We start from the raw sequence: 19,342 nt of genomic DNA, 5'->3' as shown, positions 1-19,342 counted from the left end.
ATTAACTTTTATAAAACATGGAGCCTATACTTTAATATTCTTAAAGTATAGGCTCCATGTTTATGTTAATATAATCTATTAATTAACTTATTATTTAAAATAACTATTGATTGGTCTCCCAATTCCTTAAATCTTTTTTCAACTAACTTCTTATCATAGCCAACTACCCCATTACCTTCATAGGGATCATTAAAATAATATTTATCTTTATCATAACCTACAAGTACCATACAATGCTCATTACTTATCCACTGAAACTTCTCCCCTGATTCTCGCAGATACCATTCTGCACCTGATTCAGTAGGAAGTAAATTGAGACTTGTCCAAACTAACAAAGGTATGTCTTTATCTATATAATTTTCTATAAGTTCATTAAACTCACTTCCTGTGGTATTTTTTACCCAATGCTCTTTTCCTAAGATTTTATTTAATGAATTAACAATTACAGGGGCAAAACACCCATAACTATATACACTTCTTGGGTCTCCAACAAAAGCTTCATTAGGATTAGGACCATATAACTTCCCATTAACTTCTTCTAAAAATGAGCTCTCTAAATAATCATCTATAAACTCATCAACAGATATATTATATCCATAATATTTCAGTAACATGGATGTACTTACAACCTCGCATCCCGTTGGATATTCTCCAGCTTGACTTATATATGGTACAGAGATAAGCTTGTAGCTTTTATTAGATTGTTCTTTAATTTTGTGAGTTTTTAATTCATTATTTAGTTTCTTATAACTCCATAGTGATATCTGCTCTGGTGCATAGGATTTTAAAATAGCTGACATATATACTGTCAAAATGCATAATGTAAAAAATAATACTGCTCTTAGAATTATTGATTTCCCTTTTATTGAATAGTTTTTATCCTTAGCTATTACTCTTTTTATAATCTTCAATGCATTTTACCTTCTTTCCAAAGGATTTATTTGTTAAATATAGTATACTATGTAAAAGCATTAGGATAATTAAACAAATTGTAAATTATATACAATTAAAAGCTTATTCTATAGAATTTAAATCCATAGAATAAGCTTTATCTTATTATCATATTGTTCCTAAATTAAATATCTTGATATACTTGTACAATCTTCTCCCAAGTTAATGGCCCAACTATACCATCAGAATTCAATTCAAAGTACTTTTGAAAATCCATAACTGCTTGATTTGTTGCCTTTCCAAAAATCCCATCCACATTTATCTTTTTTATAGATGGATACTTATCTGCTATAGCACTTAAGTAGGTTTGTAATTTACTTATAACCTTTCCTCTAGAACCTTGTTTTAATATATATCCCGGATATCGATATCCATCGCCTTCTGGCTTATTACTTCCATTAATTATATCTTTATATACAGAGTATATTTTATCCCAAGTTTTCCTTCCAACTATTCCATCTACATCTAATCCAAATTTCTTTTGAAATTGTATTACTGAATCTAAGGTACTTACTCCAAAAATACTATCTCCATTAATAGGAGGCACTTCTTTGTAATATTGAGATATAAAATTTAAGAAATATTGCATTTGAGATACAGCATCACCTGTGGAGCCTTGCTTAAATAAATATCCAGGATACTCTCCTGTACTTTCTAATTTTTCTCCTTCTGACTCTAATTCTGCTAATCTTTTAACTCCTACATAAATTCCTGATATTTTATACCAAGTTGATTTTCCAACGATTCCATCTGCATATAAATTAAATATTCTTTGAAATGCCTTTACAGATGATTCTGTCTCTGATCCAAACACTCCATCTACAGGTTCTATTTTAGGTATTGCTGGATAATTATTAGAAATTCTATTTATTTGTCTTTGAATTGTTTCTACATCACTTCCTGTACTATTAAGCTTTAACGGAGTTCCACCAAAGGATTCCTCTATACCTCTTATATCATTAGTTTTTGTTAGTTCAATATTATCACCATAGTAATTTTTTAGTATCTCCATAGTTTCATATCCATCTGTAGCAAGTTTTACAGTATCCCATTGTGATAACCCCTTACAAGTTACAGTTGTGCCATTACAATATTGTGCCAATAGTGGTTCCATATAACCTTCCCTTGTAATATATTCATTAAATATATCATCTACAATTCTACTAATATTTTCAAAAATATTTCTTCCCTTAATAAAGTATTGATCATAGGCTGTAGAATTAGTTATGTGAAAGTTATACCCCTTATTTCTATACCACTCTGTATATACTCTATTTAATGCAAATGAAATTTGACAATATATATTGGCTCTTATAGCATCCTCTGGCCAAGTAGGATATATTTCACTAGATGCCACATTCTTTATATATTCTGGGAATCTTACAGTAACATTTTCTGCATAGGATGACGGTGCACCCAAATGTACTGTTATAAATTCCGGAATATATGGTCTTATCAACACCTTGCTTTGAAAAATTGGCTCTTTCTCCTCTACCTGAACCCTAGGCATCTCCTCAATAAGCTGATGTGGTGGAATATAATTATGCTCTAGTTCCTCTAAGAATTCTCTTTCCTTTGTAGTAGGTATCATTTCTACTTGTTGTATTGATACTTCATTAGGAAAAACTTGAACCCCTTCTACCACTGCATCCTTATATCCAGGAGCTCTAACATATAAATCATATACTGAATATGGTATTTGCTCAGAATCTTTATTTTTTGATAGTTCAATATCTGGTGTATCTACTTCTAATATTTTCGTTATTCCGCTAGAATCTGTAGTTAATATACGCCCTTTATCAAAATCTACTGAAGTACTTTTTAAAATAAATATATTTCCGCCTGAAACAGGTACCACCTCTCTTGCAGTAAAAAGTTCTACTTTTATAAAACCTCTTCCCATAATTTTCTCCTAAAAAATATTATCCATAGTTATTATATGGAGAAAAGCTATTTATGTTAGTAAAATTTCAAAATAGAATTATCTTAATTTATCTATCTGTAATCACTTTATGAATTTTCACATCATGTTCATCATAAGGAATATAGTCACAAGTAATCTTTTCTCTACATATAACAGCTGTATTAAAGGTAGCATGTTCTAAGTAACGATCATAAAATCCTCCTCCATAACCTAAACGATACCCTTCCTTATTACAAGAAACACAAGGTATTATAGCAAAATCTATTTCTTCTGACCTAATTAATGGACATTCATCCTTAGGTTCTAATATCCCATACTTTCCATCCTTTAAAGATTTATAGCCCTTAATTTCATGTACCTCCATAATCCCCTTACCTATACATTTTGGAACTCCAACTCTTTTACCACTTTCTAGTGCATTCTCTATGATATTTCTTGTATTAATTTCATCTTCTGTACTTACAAAACAAAATATAACCTTTGCTTCTTTATACTCCTTAAGATTTATTACTTTTTCATAAATTTTCTTATCCGCTTCTAAAGTATAATCCTTTGATAATTCAGCAATACGTTTCATAATTTCATTACGAAGCTGCCTTTTTTCTTCTTTTATATTCATTAGTAATCTACTCCTATCCTTCGATTAATATCTTTATATATTTTATAATACATTAAATAAAGGAATACTTAAAACAATAATATTGTTTAGTAGTATTCCTTTAAATTTATTATAATGTTATTCCAAATATTTTCAATATATATGGTAATACTCCTATGGCATTTAACCATATAATGAATATTAAAACTGGTGCAATATATTTTATCATTATTACAAAGAATGGTTTACTTCTAAATCTATATTTACCATTACAACTAATCTCATCTGAGATATTATCAATACCCCATACATAACCTATGAATATACACATTAGAAGTCCACCTAATGGCATAAGTAGATTTTCAGCTAAGAAACTCATAAAGTCAAAGAAATTGTATCCAAATATTAATACATCTTTCATAACTGGTCCATTTGCCAAGGAACAAGGTATTCCTATAAAAAATAAAATTATTGATATTATTATAGTAGCCTTCTTTCTTTCTATTTTAAAAGTATCAATTACAAAGGCTACTACAACTTCAAGTAAGGATATGGCTGATGTTAATGCTGCAAATAATATTAATATGAAAAATAAAATACCAAAAAATTGTCCAAAAGGCATTGAATCAAATACTGAAGGTAACGTTATAAACATGAGGCTTGGCCCAGCTCCCGGCTCAAATCCAAAGGCAAACACTGCTGGTAACACTGCAAATCCAGCAAGAAGTGCCACTACTGTATCAATAGCTGGTATAATAACTGAATTCTTTTCTAAGTTTTCTGTGTTTCCCAAGTAACTACCATAGGTGATTATTGCTCCCATTCCTAAGCTTAACGAAAAGAATGCCTGTCCTAAGGCTGCCATAACTGTTCCAATTGTAACCTTTGAAAAATCTGGTTTTATAAAAAACTTTATTCCTTCCATTGCTCCATCTAAAGTTACTGATCTAATAGCAATTACAACTAATAATATAAATAGTGCTGGCATCATAAATTTACTTGCTTTTTCGATACCTCCAGCTATTCCTTTTAATACTATTACACAGCAAAGAACCATAAATACTAAATGCCATACTATAGGTTGAGTAGTACTTGCTATGAATCCACTAAAATAATTTCCTGCTTCTGCTCCTGATATACCTCCTATTAAATACTTACCAATATAATTTAGTACCCAGCCACCTATAACACTATAAAATGCTAGTATACAAAATCCCACAACTACTCCAATAAACCCTACAAAGGCCCACTTTTCACTTAACTTTTTATATGCTCCCACTGAACTTAAATGAGTATTTCGTCCTATTGCCATCTCACCTAGCATAATTACAGATCCAATGATTACAATCATAAGCAAGTAAATAACAACAAAAGCTCCTCCTCCATTGGCACCTGCTAAATACGGGAACTTCCATATATTCCCTAAACCTACTGCTGAACCTGCTGCTGCTAATATAAAACCTATATTAGATGCCCATTGTCCTCTGTTACTCGTATTTTTATCCATGACTTTCCCCCTATCAAATTTGATAATTGTTTAAATATATTTAATTTAAAATTATATATAAAATAATTATAAATTTCAACAAAATTCTGACGTTTTCTTTCATTTTTTCAATTTAAAGCTTTTCATCTTTTTTGCAAATAAAAAACAGATGAAACTCCTCACCTGTTTTTTTATTTAACTAAATATTACTTTATTTTTTAAATACTTTAGGATATCAATTTTATACCTTATATTTTAAATTGCTGAACCACTTCATTTAATTGCTGTGCCAGTTCTGCTTGGCTTTGTGCCGTTTGAGCTACTTGCTCTATAGCTTTTGTGGTTTCATCCATGTTTTCTTTTATGGTTTCTGCTTTTTCACTAGATTCTTGAGCAGACTCAGCCATATTTTGAATAGCTTCACTTACTTGTCCCACTGTAGCTGTAATTTCTTGCGACATAGCTGCTATTTCTTCTGACATATTACTTACAAAGTCAGAATCAATATGATATTGATTACCTGTCTCTTCATATTCATCATAAGTCTTCATTATATCTACATCAATGAATTTTAATATGTCATTTCCTGTTTCTATACTTTTATTAAATATTTGTTTTACTGACTCTATAGTTTTTTGTATTTCTACTACAGCTCCTGAAGACTGTTCTGCAAGTTTTCTTACTTCTTCTGCAACTACTGCAAATCCACGTCCTTGTTCTCCTGCTCTTGCAGCTTCGATAGCAGCATTTAAAGCTAGTAGGTTAGTTTGATCAGCTATAGATGATATTGTATCTGCCATAACCCTAATGCTATCTATTACAGAACTTTCTTCTATAACCTTCTTCATATTAGCTTCCTTTTGAATGTATAGTTCTTTTGCTATATTTTTAATCTCTTTGCTATTCTCCTTTACCTTGCTGGCTCTCACTTTAGCATCACTTGCATTATTGCTTCCTTCCATGGCCTTTGAAGATAATATATTCACACTTGAATCCACTTCTTCAACAGATGCAGTTATCTCCTCTGTAGCAGCACTTGACTCCTGCATACCACCTGCAATAGTATTAACAGCCTCGTTAACATTTACAGTTTTAGCTGCCAATTCCTCAACAGTTGCTGAAAGTTCTTCCGCAGATGCACTTATATTTTCTGAATTCTCCATTATAATTTTTACGATAGAATGAATGTTTTCTGTCATCTTATTCAGATACTTACTCATTTCACCAAGCTCATCATTGCTTTTTAATTCTAGTTTTTCTGTTAAATCTCCATTTGCAATCTTCATAGCAAAAGCATTAACCTTTTTAATATTCTTGCCTATATAGTTTGCAAAAAATAATATAAATAATACTACTATTACAATTGCAACTACTATTATTATACTTATTTTATTTCTTAGTGAATTAATTTGAAGATATACTTCTTCCTCAGGAATACATACAGCAATAATCCACTCTGTACCTTCTATGGTGCTATAATAAACCTTTTGAATTCCTTTATCATCTTTAAATGTTCCTTGACCATTTTTGTCAGTTAACATTTTTTCACCTAACACTGACAATGTAGAATTTTCATCATCTTTTATATTAGTTTTCATAATTTTAGATTCATCTACATCTGCAACATATAAACCACTTTTATCTATTAAAAATGCCCTTCCTTCTTTACCTATTTCCATATTTTTTATATTATTTTGTAAAGTAGATAAATCTATATCTGCTGTGGTAACTCCTATAAATTTATTATTTGAATCGTACATTGGACATGTGGTAGTTATCATAGAAATTTTTGATACATCATCATAATAAGGTGATGACCATTCAACACTCTTATCAGTGTCTTGTCCTATTTTATACCAATCACCTGTTTTATAATCTGTCTTACTATATTCATCTGTATAAGTACCTTTACCGTTCAACTTATATGCATAAGGTCCAAATAACTGAATATCTTTCTTATATTTAAATGGTTCAAACCAAACACCAGCTCCAAAGGTTTCATCATTTGTGTCAATTAAGCTTTCCAACACACCTTTATAATTTTCTTCAGTCAGAGACGATACAGAATTCTCAGCCATTTTAGCTAAACTTTCAGATATTTTCTGATGCCTATCCAAACTCTTTTCAATTTCTTGCGACTTTTCATTTAATTTACTATTCATGTTTATTTCAAGCTCACTATTTATTATCTTTTCTGCACTTGAGTAACTCATATATGCCATTACAGCCATAGAAGCTATTATTACAGGCATAAGTAACAAAATCATCTTCACTTTAATACTTTTAACTTTTACACCCTTAACCTTCACACCCTTAATTTTCATAACTTCAACCTCCCTCTTTTTTAGCTCATATTTTATAATATATTATTTTACTTATCGTACCAATGAATATATTAATATAGTGTAAACTTAATATTTTATTGGTATTTTTTAAATTTATTTTATTATTAAATTTTTATAGTTTTTTAGACATAAAAAAGATTGATTCAAATAATTATCTGAATCAATCTTTTTAAATTTAGAGTCAACCCTCAATTCATTGAGGCTGAACACTATTTTCTTTTTAAATAATAAAATATTGGAAGACCAGCAACTGCTATACCAATCCCTATTATGGAATTCAATGGCGCAGATACAATTGTACTATATAATATATAAATTCCTCCCAATATTCCCACCATTGGAATGAATGGATAAAGAGGAACTTTATATGGTCTTTTATCTGCAGGTATTTTTTTTCTAAGTCTAAATATACCAAAGACACCCATAACAAAGAATATCCATAAAACAAATATTAATAAGTCCGTAAGAGTATTAAATGTTCCCGAGAAAATATAAATAGTAGCTAATACACCTTCAAGAATTAATGCATTAGTAGGAGTTCCAAATTTTTTGTGTATTTTACCCAGTTGCTTTGAATAAGGCAATTGTTTTCTCTGTCCCATAGCTAATGGTACCCTAGCACCTGTTAATAAATATCCATTCATAGCTCCAAATACGGATACTATAATTCCTGCTGTTATAAATGCAGCACCACCTTTTCCAAATAGTGAAACTGCCACATCCGATGCTGGTGTTGTTGATGCAACTATATTTTCAATGGGCATTACATTAACCATTGCTATACTTATTAGTGCATATATAAATATAACCGAAGTAACTCCAAAAATAATTGCCTTAGGCATTTCCTTAGCAGGATTTTTTAATTCACCTGCTATATTGGTAACACCTATCCATCCATCATAAGCCCATAAGGTACCCAATACTGCAGCTCCAAAACCAGCTCCTTCAGTCATAACGGTAACAGAGCGAAAATCATGAGTTTTACCACTAATTAAACCAAATATAATAATGGCAACTATCGGAACAAGCTTTCCCACCGTTGAAATAGTTTGAATTGCTCCCCCATATTTAGTACTAATTATATTCATGATTATTACAAACACTAAGATTCCCACTGCTAGAAGCTTTTGCTGGAAATCATTCATTGGAATAAAAAATGTAGCGTAAGTGGAAAAAGCTATGGCTAAAGCTGCTCCCGATGCAGGATAAGATATTACTGTTTGAACCCATCCTAATAGGAAACCCCATACTTCTCCATACAGCTCCTCAAGATAAACATATAACCCACCAGTTTTAGGTATAGATGAAGCTATCTCCGCAATAGTAAGAGCAGAAGCTAAAGTTATAATACCTCCAACTACCCAAGCCATTATACCCATTATAGGTGAGCCTGCATCATTAAAAACAATACCTGGTTTTAGGAATATTCCAGAGCCTATTATCATTCCAACTACTATTGCAATAGCTTCAATATATGTTATTGTCCTCTTTTGTGTTTTTTCTTTCATCATTTCCTCCTAAATAGCTTTTCATAGCTTTATTATTTCTTGCAATTTGTTTTTTATGCTTAAGACTTAAGGGCATAAATTGCTATACTTCCTTAAGAAATCAAATCTTTAACATCTTAAATGTGTTATGCAACTTCAAAAATACTTTTCTTTTATATTGATTTTAAAACTTAAACTAATGTAACTTATATTTTAAAAAACTTTTGCTAATTAGTCTAGTATAAAATCACTTATATAAGAAAAACTATGCATAAAAATTTTTAACGATAATTTTTTATTAGAATGAATAATATTTTTTTTTTTGTAAATTATAAGTTAGGTAGGAGGTGATATGTCATGGAAAACAACAATTGTAGAAATAACAACAATAACAATAATCAAAACAACAAAAACAACAAAAATAACAACAATAACAAAAACAACAACAACAACAACAACAACAATAACAACAAATAATAAAATTTTACAGACACAACTTATGGAAACAAAAGAATTTGTTTCTACCCGTAAGAAAGTGGCAACAAAATCAGTATTAGCTGGCTTTGTTGCCACTTTTATGATAATAAAAGTAATAAAAAAATTATTTAGTTTTAAATAAAAAACATGTTCCTAAATATTATAGTATCTAGTCTTCTGGTTTATAAACCACTTCACCATCAATTACAGTATACAATGTTTTCGTAAATATCTCCATGGGGTTGCCATCAAAGATTGCAATATCAGCATCCTTTCCAACTTCAATACTTCCAACTCTATGTGATACATTACATATTTCAGCTGCATTTATTGTAATTGCTTTAAGTCCTTCATCTATACCCAATCCTTCTTTTGCTGCAAATCCAGCACAAATTGCCAAATCTTGTATTCTTGTAACAGGATGGTCTGTAGTAATAGCTACCTTTACACCAGCCTTATGCAACAAGCCTGCTGTTTTAAAATCCATATTTTGTGTTTCTATTTTATTACGTACTGATAGAGTTGGCCCAATTATAGCTGGGAATCCTGACTCCTTTATCTCTTCTGCAATTAAATGTCCTTCTGTACAGTGATCAAGGGTCATTTTTAATCCAAATTCTTTAGCTATGCGTATTGCAGTTAGAATATCGTCCGCTCTATGTACATGTGCTTTTAAAGGTATCTTTTTATCAAATACAGGTATCCAACATTCTTTTCTAAACTCTTCATTAAAATCCGTGTTTTCATTACCCGATTGTTGAGAGTTTTTCTTATTTTTATAATATTGCTGAGCTTCAAATAACTCTTCTCGTAAAAGAGCGGCTATGGACATACGTGATGTTGGCATCTTATCTTTGTCATTATAATTTGATTTTGGATTTTCTCCAAATGCAACCTTCATTGCAGCAGGTTCTAGAACAACCATATTATCTATTGCTCTACCGTGAGTTTTGATAAATACAAACTGTCCCCCCACCACATTGGAACTTCCTGGTCCAACCATTACCCCAGTAATGCCAGCACTCAAGGCCTTGTGAAAAGTGGAATCCATAGGGTTAATAGCATCTAAGGCTTTAAGATAAGGTGTAACTGGCTCAGTCATTTCATTGCAATCATTACCTTCGAAACCTTTTCTTTCTTCTTGAATACCAATATGACTATGAGCTTCTATTATTCCAGGCATAACTATACAATTGCTTGCATCAATGACTTGAGAAATGTCACTGTTATCTTCATCAATGTATTCTCCTACCTTTATAATTTTTTTCCCATCTATTAAGACACATCCCTTATCATAATCCACACCAGCCATGGTCAATATTTTACCATTTTTAATTAATAACATAATGTTCTCCTTTCTAAAATATAATGTTTATATGCATTAATCCAGATTTATATTATTCCCTTTAATTGCTTATTATACTATTTGAATAAACCTTATTTATGGAAAGAGACTAGTAAGGTTTTTCCCTACTAGTCTCTTTGTTATTAATTTTTCTTTATCAAAGATGCTGCTTCTGTCTTTCCCTCTAGAATATAATTAAAAGGAAAAGTAAATTGGAGATATTTAAATACCCACTTATTATGTTCTTTAATAAGTACACCCTCTAATCTAAATGGCCATATACAATTTTCACCTTTAGCATTTTCTTTGAAGGTTTCAGCAATTCTTCTTCTAATGTTAAAAAGCTTTTCTTTATCATCTAAATCCTTATTAAATATATCCTTTATTTTATTAACTGTATTTTCAAAGTATTCTTCTTCTGAAATAACTTTTTCCATAGTACCTCTTATTACTACCCAAGCTATATCCCCATTAAAATCAACCATAGAATTTTCACTGTCCAACCTGATCTCATCATAGCATCCTCTATGCCCCTTAATTAACTTCTTAATTTCTTCTTTACTAGTGAATATTTCTTTATCTGTATTAGCAACAAATGTATTATTAAAAGAAAAATATTTATCAATTATCAAATTTAATTCCATATTCTTATCTAGATACTCACTATTAAAGTCTTTTATTAAATCTATTATTTCATTTTTCATTAACTTATTTTTATGATAAGCTTCTTCTAGTTCCTTTATTTTTTTATTAACCTGAGTTCTATCACAACTATCTTTATATTCCCTTACATCTGGTAGATGTCCAACTACAGGTAAAGAAAACTGCATATGTTTTATAATCCATCTATTTTCTTTTTTTGTTAATATAAAGGAAATGCGTATATCCCATAGATAATCTCTTTCTATATCATCCCTTTGATTTAATAAATGGCATAAGGACCAATTAATTTCTGTTAATTTAACCTTATTAGATTTTTTACTTTCATCAGAACTTTCATCAAAATATTCTTTAATATATCCTAAATAACGTGTATATGTGTCATTTCTACTGTTAAAAGAATATTTAACTGTAGCTGGAGTATAAATTATAGCTGTATTTTCAAGTTCCATTACAGTAGCCTCATCAGCTATAACTCTTAAATCTCCCCAATATTCCCAGTCACTTAAAAATATATCCTTAACTTCTTCATATCCAATACACCACTCGTCATCACATGTACCTACTATAGTTACACTTTCATCCTTATCAAATAATTTATCCATAAAGCTATCTATTTCATTAATATTCCTTTTAACATAGGCTTCATTAAATATATTTAATATTTCCTTAAATTCATTATTTACTTGATTTTTCATATACTCATACCCCTTATCCTATTTATTTTTTCATTTTTACCTATCTAATTTAAAGGGTTAGATGTTTTACCTCTTCAACTAAATTAAAAAAAGCTGTAATAAAGCAACGCCTCATTACAACCAAAATATCTACAATATTTTACACAACAAAATAAATATACTATATAAAGTGTAAAAAAGATTTTAATTTTAGTTCTATAAACTTCACATTACTTACTTGTAAATTTTCTAAAGAAGCACAACAAATAGACCTAAATAATTAGGTAGTTAAGACTTCTTTTAGTATTAATTTTTACATTAAAAATTAATTAACAAGTAGCAATAATCACTTTATAGCACCTCCCATATGTTATGTGTAAATTTTACCATGGAAAACTTATAAAGTAAATAAAAATTATATAATACTTATACATTATTATCCATTAATCCTAGATCATAAATTTTTTTAGCTATATCACTAGGACTGTCTTTACTTGTATCTACATGTAACTTTGCAGTTATGTCTTTCCATTCAAGTAACTGCTTGTCTATCATACTTTCTACTGGCTTTGGTAAAACTCCATTCATCCTTTTTGCAAATCTAGATTTTATTATTTCTGCATCCGCTGTAAAATTTATAGTAATAGCATCCTTAATGAATTTAAGTTTTACTATATCCTTTTTTTCTGAGATTACATAGATTATTGATTTCGAGTGTATATCTTTGTTATTACAACCTTCTTTCAATATTTCCTCAAATAGTTGCCATGCATTATTTTCATTTTTGTCCATACGTAAATAATCTTTTCCACTGTAAATCTGTACATCTGTAAGTTTTTTTAATTCTTCTGCTGCTGAAGATTTCCCCGAACAGCTTGGCCCCATAAATATAAATAACATAAATTCCCCTCCCAAAAAGTTTAATATAAACAAAGCTCTTTACTCCCACTTTAAAGAATATTGGAGTATTAGAGCTTGTAGGTATCGGATAAACAGTATCTGTTAACCTATTATACTAAGTGTAAAATATATCCATGCAAATAACAATCCTTTATATGTTATTATTTGTTAATTTATTCAAATAACTTTTAAGTTTTATCTTTTTTCTTAACTACATTGATATTATTCACACGAATATTGCATACTCATTTTAAAATCCTTCAAAATTCAATTATATATATCAAAAGTTTTATACATTCAACATCCATATCTACAACCAATGCCAATGTGCACTATTACTAGATTAACAGTCAATCAAGTAATACTATATACATTATGAAATATTTCATATTCATTTTTCACTTTTCCAATAATTGCAGTTTTACTTTTATTTTTATTCATTATATAATTTTACTCACCATATAATTCTATAATTTTAGGTAAAAATTTAATTTATATAATAAAAATCATTAGAAGGGATTGGTAAAATGAAAAAAGGCAAAATAAGTTTATCAACAAAAATATTTATCGGATTAATCCTGGGTTTAATAACAGGTATTATATTCAACTTTATTCCAGAGGGTTTCATTCGCGATGAATTATTAATTAATGGAGTTTTCTATTTAGTTGGACAGGCATTTTTAAAAGCTATTATGATGCTTGTAGTACCTTTAGTTTTTATTTCTCTAGTTAACGGAGCTGCCAGCATGGGAGATATTAAAAAGTTAGGTAGAATTGGAGTAAAAACAGTATTATTTTACTTAGCTACTACGGCTATTGCCATTTCAATTGCATTATCACTGTCTACAGTATTTAAACCAGGTGTAGGATTAAATTTATCAAATTCTAGTTTAAGTGAAGTTACTATCAAAGAGGCTACACCATTAGTTGAAGTTATCCTTGATATGATACCGAACAACCCTATTGCATCCATGGCAAACGGGAACATGCTACAAATTATTGTATTTGCCATGTTAATAGGTGTAGGATTATCTACTTTAGGTGAGAAAACTAAAATGATAACAAATCTTTTTCAACAATTAAATGACCTTATTATGAAAATCGTAGACTTCGTAATGATAATTGCACCCATTGGAGTATTTGGTTTAATCGCTCGTACCTTTGCCACTCAAGGTTTTGATGCAATGATACCTTTAATAAAATATATGTCATTAGTTTTAATAAGCTTACTTATTCATGCTACTATTGTCTATGGTGGTCTATTAAAATTATTTACTAGATTAAGTCCTATAAGATTTTTCAAAAAATTCTTCCCAGCCATTTCAGTAGCTTTTTCTACCTCAAGCAGTAGTGCAACCTTACCAGTATCCATGGAAATCGCAGAAGAAAATTTAGGAATCTCAAAGGATGTTGCTTCCTTTACATTACCACTAGGGGCAACTATTAACATGGATGGAACTGCTATTATGCAGGGTGTAGCTACCGTATTTATAGCTCAAATTTATGGTGTTGATTTAACCTTAAGTTCTTTCTTAACTGTTATTTTAACAGCCACCTTAGCTTCAATTGGAACAGCTGGAGTACCTGGTGTAGGAATGATTATGTTATCCATGGTATTACAATCAGTAGGTTTACCAGTGGAAGGTATAGCTTTAATAATGGGGATTGATAGAATTCTAGATATGGCAAGAACCTCTGTCAATATCACCGGTGATGCAGTATGTACAATGATTGTAGCAAAAACTGAAGGAGAATTTAATAAAGAAATCTTCAATTCTGAAACTGTAAAAAACAAATCCCTATAGTAATATAATTCTCTTTGTTATATCTGCTATATATACTAAACAGGTTAACACCTAAATCGAGTGTTAACCTGTTTTTTCTATTCTACTTCTTAAATTTCAATACTATTTCATTTACTAGTATAAAATAATTGGTTCTACACAAAATATAATCGGAGGTGCAGTATTATGGAAATAACATTATCACAAAAAGAAAGAACTTTACTAGAGGATCAAAAAAAACATGAGCAAATTTGCATTGAAAAGTATACAAATTATGCAAATCAAGCTAAAGACAGTCAGTTAAAAGATATTTTTAATGCCAATGGACAATCAGAAAGAACCCATCTAGGTAGCATCAATCAATTATTAAGTGGTCAACTTCCTCAAATGGGTCAGCAACAACAAGGTCAACAAAATCAGCAAAGTCAAAATCAAAATTCAGGACAAAATATGACAGCTCAAGGTTCCACAACAAATACAAATAATATGCAATCAGGAGGAGTTAATTTATCCGATGCTGATATGTGTACAGATTTATTGATGACAGAAAAATATGTGTCAGGAACCTATGATACTACAATATTCGAATTTAGAGATACTAGAGTTCGTGATGTATTAAACCACATACAAAAGGAAGAGCAAAAACACGGAGAAGCTATATTCCAGTACATGGAGAAGAATGGCATGTATAACGTTCAATAGACTTAGGATTGTATCCAAATTATCTCTAGTAATATAATATAAAAAAATCATGGATAGTTCAGTATAAATAACTGATATCTATCCATGATTTTTAAATTCACAAACTCGTATAGAGCCCTTATGCCTCAACTTACTAACCCATTTCAGACTCAAACCTTTAAATATTTTGCATTGAACCCCTTAAATCAAACTGCCTTTTCATCCTGATCAGTTAGATACCACTTACTTTGAGCTTCATACATCTCACTATACTTTCCACCTATACTTATAAGTTCATCATGGGTACCTACTTGTACAATTTCACCCTTATCCATAACTACTATTCTATCTGCAATCTTAGCAGAACCAAGTCTATGAGTAACGATTATAGCAGTTTTATCCTTGGACATCTCTTTAAACTTCTTATATATTTTAGTCTCTTCTATAGGATCTATGGCTGCTGTAGGTTCATCTAAAATTATCATGTTACTATCCTTATAAAAACCCCTAGCTATAGCTAGCCTTTGCCATTGACCACCAGATAAATCTATACCATCAAATTCTCTAGATAGCATGGTATCATAACCATCTTGAAATTTTTCCTTTGAAACCTGAAAATCTGCTTTATCTATAGCATCTTTTAGTAGTTCTTCCTTTGTTTCATTAGATTTTTCACTTATAGATATATTATCTCTTAAAGTCATTTTATATCGTTGGTATTTTTGAAATACCCCTGATGTAACCCTATATAATTCTTTAGCTGATATTTTATCTATGTCTATACCATTTATTGAAGCATTACCTTTAGTCGGACTATATATTCCTGTAAGAATCCTAACTAAGGTACTCTTACCAGCTCCATTTTCCCCAACAATGGCAATGGTTTCTCCTGAATTCATCTTTAAAGATATGTCTTTCAAAGAACTTTTATCAGTTCCTGGATAAGTAAAGCTTACATTATCAATTGAAATGCTAGGCACACCTACAATTTCTATGTCCTCCCCTTCTCTTTCAGGGATTTCTAAAAATCTAATAAAGTTTTTCACTGTACCTAAATTTTCAGCCATGTTTCCTATATGCATACATATCAGCTCATTCATTAAAGAAAACATAAAGCCTATAGATGAAAATACTGCCCCAAAGGCACCTATTGATATCGAACCATCTAAAAGTGCATATACAAGAAGTGCTAAAACACCCATATACCCAAGTAATGTTAACATCTTCATGGCTAGCTCTGCAAGTCCTGATTTTTTTTCTGCTTGCCAATTATTTTTATTCATAAGCTCTAAGGTACTTATATATCTTTTTTTGAAATAGAAGAACCCTCCTAAAAGCCTTGTTTCCTTATAATATTCTCTATCCATTATACATTTTTCATAATGTTCATATTCTCTTCTTATTGGAGCTACCTTATCTTCTAAATTAGTGAATACCTTAATTCTAATTAGTTGTGATATAGCTACAGGAATAAATACTAATATAATAGAAATAGAAAGTATCGGCTTTAATTTATAAAGATATATACCCATAAAAATAAAATATGGAATATAGAAGGTTACTATAGAAATTAATATCACAGACATGATAAGTCCACCCTCTAATCCTTTTTGAGCCTTATTAATATCATCAAGTAATGTTGGATTTTCAAAATCTGCAGCACTTAACTTTGAGCTTTTGCTGTTTAATATCTTACCTATAATTCCTTTTGACTTATTAACTAGCACATTGGCTAAAAAGTTAGATATCCCATTAAGCACTTGAGTAAGAACTAATGAAATACATAGTCCTCCTAGCATAAGATATACTATTTTTAACCCCACTTTCCCTGATGAAGCTGCTGTAATTGAATCAAAGAACTTTTGTGTCATGAAAGTATTTACTACATAAATCAAGCTATGAAGCATTGTTGTTAATATAGCTGCCATAGTAAATATAGGACATGATTTAATTATCATAGGTTCAACTGTCCTTACTATCTTTAAAAAAGAAATATCTTTACTTTTCCCTACCATTATATATACCAACTCCTTTGACTTTCATACATTTTTGTATAAACCCCATTTTTCTTCATGAGCTCCTCATAGGAACCACTTTCTACAATGGCTCCATCTCCTATAACGAAAATTTCATCTGCAATCTTTGTTGAGCCAAGCCTATGACTGATAAATATAGTAGTTTGTCCCCTGCTTATCTCTTCAAATTTTTCATAGACATTACTTTCACTTATAGGATCTAAGGCTGCAGTTGGCTCGTCTAAAATTCTAATGGATGCAGAACTTACAATTCCCCTTGCCATAGCTATACGTTGCCACTGTCCTCCTGACAAATCTACACCATCATTTTTAATTTTACCCAAGTTTGAACTTATACCTAGAGGTAATCCTCCAACAACATCTTGCAGTTCAACAGTTTCTATAGCCTTATTCATATTATCTAGGTTATCGAAGCTATTGATATCTCCTAATAAAATATTATCTCTAAAGGAAATACAATATCTTGCAAAATCTTGATACACTACAGAGCACATTGCTTTTAACTGATCTTGTCTATATGTCTTTATAGATTTTCCATTTATCAAAATTTCTCCTTCAAAGTCCTCATATAAGCCAGTTATAAGTTTAGTTATTGTAGTCTTACCAGCTCCATTAGCACCTACAAAAGCATAATGCCTTCCTTCTTCTATGACAAAAGACATATCCTTTAAAATATACTTTTCTGTGCCTGGATATTTAAAAGATACATTTCTAAACTCTAAGGACTTTAATTTGCTAACCTCCTTAGCTGGTCTTAATAAGTATCCTTCATCCCCTTCTAATTTTAAAAAGTTAGTTAAGTCAACAAGATACTCTTTATTCTTTGCTAAATTATCTCCATACTCAGGAAGGCTCCAAGCTAAATATTGTATTAATTCAAATACGCTATTAACAATGGACATAAACATTCCTATGGATAAAATTCCACTAGTTACAGGCCCTATTAAAATTAAAACTATCAATACAGATAAAATGGCAATAATAACTCCACCGGTTTTCATATTAATGTACCATTTAAGACTTACCTTAAGTTCATGCTTTCTAGCAGTTTCAAACTCTTTATGCCACTGGTTATTAATCTTATCAGAATAGCCAAACAAGGTTCTTTCTTCCACTGCCTCACGACCGTTTAACACTTCTTCTAAGTATTTAACCTTTCTTTTATTCTTCTCTACTTCTCTATTTGCTTCATAAGTTTCTTTTCCACTTTTTAAAGCTATAAAAAATAGAGGTACAGAAATTAAAACAATTAAAACTGCAGACCACCATACCTGGATAAATAAAACTACTAGTATTCCTGTTATTTTTAAAATCATTGCTATCATATCTAAAGATGAAATATATGCCTTAGTACATTGAACTTCTGGCTCCTTTATAACCCTAGATATTAAATCCCAACTATCCTGACTTTCTATATATTTATATCTCAAGGTTGCTATCTTTTCTACAATATTTACCCTGAATTCACCTCTTAATCTGTTTTTAATCTGAACCTCTGCAAACTTTGATAATTGTGTAGAAATCCAGTCGTAAGCTAAAAGAAGTATCACAAATAATAAGGGCATTACTATATCTTTAATATCTTTTTCTTGTTTAAATATTAAAATTGCAATATCTAGAAACTTAGCCGTAGCCAAAATTTGTAGAGTTGGAACTAAACCATCCAAAAGTTTTTGTATTGCTATTAATGTAGCCTGTGCTGGTGCAAATTTAAATGGAATTTTAATTATATCCCCCGCATTATAATTTTTACTTTCTAATCTCATAATTTCCCCCCATTTACATACCCGTTTATTACTTTATATTATTGAATCCTCCCCTCTGAAACAATATTATATATCTATTGTTTATTCACCTCAGTAATAGTTTACATTATATTGATATAATTTAATTAATTAAACTATTTAACTAAATATGTATATATTATAACACCATCTTTACTCAAATAACATATTTATACATAAATGTTTATTTATAATTGAAATAAGAGT

The 19,342-nt window shown here is 30.1% G+C and carries 14 protein-coding genes; 3 read left to right on the top strand and 11 right to left on the bottom strand.

The annotated features are described in order from the left end of the window. Window positions 1–65: 65 nt before the first annotated feature. From B3J31_RS12820 to B3J31_RS12795, 6 genes are all read right to left on the bottom strand, one after another. Window positions 66–911 carry a C39 family peptidase gene (locus B3J31_RS12820; RefSeq protein WP_346868129.1) on the bottom strand — a complete coding sequence of 282 codons (846 nt, stop codon included), beginning with the start codon at window positions 909–911 and terminating at the stop codon, window positions 66–68. Window positions 912–1,075: 164 nt separating this feature from the next. After that, window positions 1,076–2,854, bottom strand: coding sequence for a peptidoglycan-binding protein (locus tag B3J31_RS12815; RefSeq protein WP_346868130.1), 1,779 nt, complete (start codon window positions 2,852–2,854; stop codon window positions 1,076–1,078). 88 nt (window positions 2,855–2,942) lie between these two features. Then, window positions 2,943–3,494, bottom strand: a complete 552-nt coding sequence (locus B3J31_RS12810) for a 5-formyltetrahydrofolate cyclo-ligase (protein WP_150845955.1) — start codon at window positions 3,492–3,494, stop codon at window positions 2,943–2,945. A 109-nt stretch (window positions 3,495–3,603) separates the two neighbouring features. Beyond that, window positions 3,604–4,980 (bottom strand): sodium-dependent transporter, encoded by a 1,377-nt coding sequence (locus B3J31_RS12805; protein ID WP_150845954.1) that lies wholly within the window; start codon window positions 4,978–4,980, stop codon window positions 3,604–3,606. Window positions 4,981–5,207: 227 nt separating this feature from the next. Next, a complete protein-coding gene (locus B3J31_RS12800) occupies window positions 5,208–7,283 on the bottom strand; it encodes a methyl-accepting chemotaxis protein (RefSeq protein ID WP_346874073.1) in 2,076 nt (691 codons plus the stop codon). A 230-nt stretch (window positions 7,284–7,513) separates the two neighbouring features. After that, the gene (locus B3J31_RS12795; RefSeq protein WP_346874072.1) at window positions 7,514–8,812 is read right to left on the bottom strand and encodes an APC family permease; all 1,299 of its coding nucleotides are present in this window, start codon (window positions 8,810–8,812) and stop codon (window positions 7,514–7,516) included. A gap of 331 nt (window positions 8,813–9,143) precedes the next feature. Between B3J31_RS12795 and B3J31_RS12790 the strand changes: the two genes are divergently transcribed. Then, window positions 9,144–9,410 (top strand): hypothetical protein, encoded by a 267-nt coding sequence (locus B3J31_RS12790; protein ID WP_346874071.1) that lies wholly within the window; start codon window positions 9,144–9,146, stop codon window positions 9,408–9,410. Window positions 9,411–9,437: 27 nt separating this feature from the next. Here B3J31_RS12790 and B3J31_RS12785 read toward each other — a convergent pair whose 3' ends face one another. From B3J31_RS12785 to B3J31_RS12775, 3 genes are all read right to left on the bottom strand, one after another. Further along, window positions 9,438–10,613, bottom strand: a complete 1,176-nt coding sequence (locus B3J31_RS12785; RefSeq protein ID WP_346874070.1) for an amidohydrolase — start codon at window positions 10,611–10,613, stop codon at window positions 9,438–9,440. Between the two features lie 143 nt (window positions 10,614–10,756). Beyond that, window positions 10,757–11,971 (bottom strand): hypothetical protein, encoded by a 1,215-nt coding sequence (locus B3J31_RS12780; protein WP_346874069.1) that lies wholly within the window; start codon window positions 11,969–11,971, stop codon window positions 10,757–10,759. Between the two features lie 405 nt (window positions 11,972–12,376). Then, a complete protein-coding gene (locus B3J31_RS12775; RefSeq protein WP_346874068.1) occupies window positions 12,377–12,850 on the bottom strand; it encodes a hypothetical protein in 474 nt (157 codons plus the stop codon). Between the two features lie 527 nt (window positions 12,851–13,377). Between B3J31_RS12775 and B3J31_RS12770 the strand changes: the two genes are divergently transcribed. Continuing rightward, window positions 13,378–14,655, top strand: coding sequence for a dicarboxylate/amino acid:cation symporter (locus B3J31_RS12770; RefSeq protein WP_346874067.1), 1,278 nt, complete (start codon window positions 13,378–13,380; stop codon window positions 14,653–14,655). A 165-nt stretch (window positions 14,656–14,820) separates the two neighbouring features. Continuing rightward, a complete protein-coding gene (locus B3J31_RS12765; protein ID WP_346874066.1) occupies window positions 14,821–15,336 on the top strand; it encodes a spore coat protein in 516 nt (171 codons plus the stop codon). A gap of 185 nt (window positions 15,337–15,521) precedes the next feature. Here the strand turns inward: B3J31_RS12765 and B3J31_RS12760 are convergent, their stop codons facing one another. Continuing rightward, complete coding sequence (locus B3J31_RS12760; RefSeq protein ID WP_346874065.1) at window positions 15,522–17,330, bottom strand: ABC transporter ATP-binding protein; 1,809 nt, start codon at window positions 17,328–17,330, stop codon at window positions 15,522–15,524. Then, entirely contained in the window at window positions 17,330–19,117 is a 1,788-nt protein-coding gene (locus B3J31_RS12755; protein WP_346874064.1) for an ABC transporter ATP-binding protein, read from the bottom strand. Before B3J31_RS12755 ends, B3J31_RS12760 begins: the two co-directional genes overlap by 1 nt. Window positions 19,118–19,342: the final 225 nt, after the last annotated feature.

It is taken from the genome of Clostridium sp. UBA5988 (genome assembly GCF_002435615.1).
In the GTDB taxonomy this organism is placed as follows: Bacteria; Bacillota; Clostridia; order Clostridiales; family Clostridiaceae; genus Clostridium_J; species Clostridium_J sulfidigenes.
The sequence above is the reverse complement of the archived record's forward strand: the minus strand, read 5'-3'. Positions and strand labels throughout refer to the sequence as shown.

What these genes read in the sequence shown, in the direction of transcription:
- B3J31_RS12815 (WP_346868130.1), bottom strand. Translation starts at nt 2,854, where the DNA reads ATGGGAAGAGGTTTTATAAAAGTAGAACTTTTTACTGCAAGAGAGGTG.
- B3J31_RS12810 (WP_150845955.1), bottom strand. Translation starts at nt 3,494, where the DNA reads ATGAATATAAAAGAAGAAAAAAGGCAGCTTCGTAATGAAATTATGAAA.
- B3J31_RS12805 (WP_150845954.1), bottom strand. Translation starts at nt 4,980, where the DNA reads ATGGATAAAAATACGAGTAACAGAGGACAATGGGCATCTAATATAGGT.
- B3J31_RS12800 (WP_346874073.1), bottom strand. Translation starts at nt 7,283, where the DNA reads ATGAAAATTAAGGGTGTGAAGGTTAAGGGTGTAAAAGTTAAAAGTATT.
- B3J31_RS12795 (WP_346874072.1), bottom strand. Translation starts at nt 8,812, where the DNA reads ATGAAAGAAAAAACACAAAAGAGGACAATAACATATATTGAAGCTATT.
- B3J31_RS12790 (WP_346874071.1), top strand. Translation starts at nt 9,144, where the DNA reads ATGTCATGGAAAACAACAATTGTAGAAATAACAACAATAACAATAATC.
- B3J31_RS12785 (WP_346874070.1), bottom strand. Translation starts at nt 10,613, where the DNA reads ATGTTATTAATTAAAAATGGTAAAATATTGACCATGGCTGGTGTGGAT.
- B3J31_RS12780 (WP_346874069.1), bottom strand. Translation starts at nt 11,971, where the DNA reads ATGAAAAATCAAGTAAATAATGAATTTAAGGAAATATTAAATATATTT.
- B3J31_RS12775 (WP_346874068.1), bottom strand. Translation starts at nt 12,850, where the DNA reads ATGTTATTTATATTTATGGGGCCAAGCTGTTCGGGGAAATCTTCAGCA.
- B3J31_RS12770 (WP_346874067.1), top strand. Translation starts at nt 13,378, where the DNA reads ATGAAAAAAGGCAAAATAAGTTTATCAACAAAAATATTTATCGGATTA.
- B3J31_RS12765 (WP_346874066.1), top strand. Translation starts at nt 14,821, where the DNA reads ATGGAAATAACATTATCACAAAAAGAAAGAACTTTACTAGAGGATCAA.
- B3J31_RS12760 (WP_346874065.1), bottom strand. Translation starts at nt 17,330, where the DNA reads ATGGTAGGGAAAAGTAAAGATATTTCTTTTTTAAAGATAGTAAGGACA.
- B3J31_RS12755 (WP_346874064.1), bottom strand. Translation starts at nt 19,117, where the DNA reads ATGAGATTAGAAAGTAAAAATTATAATGCGGGGGATATAATTAAAATT.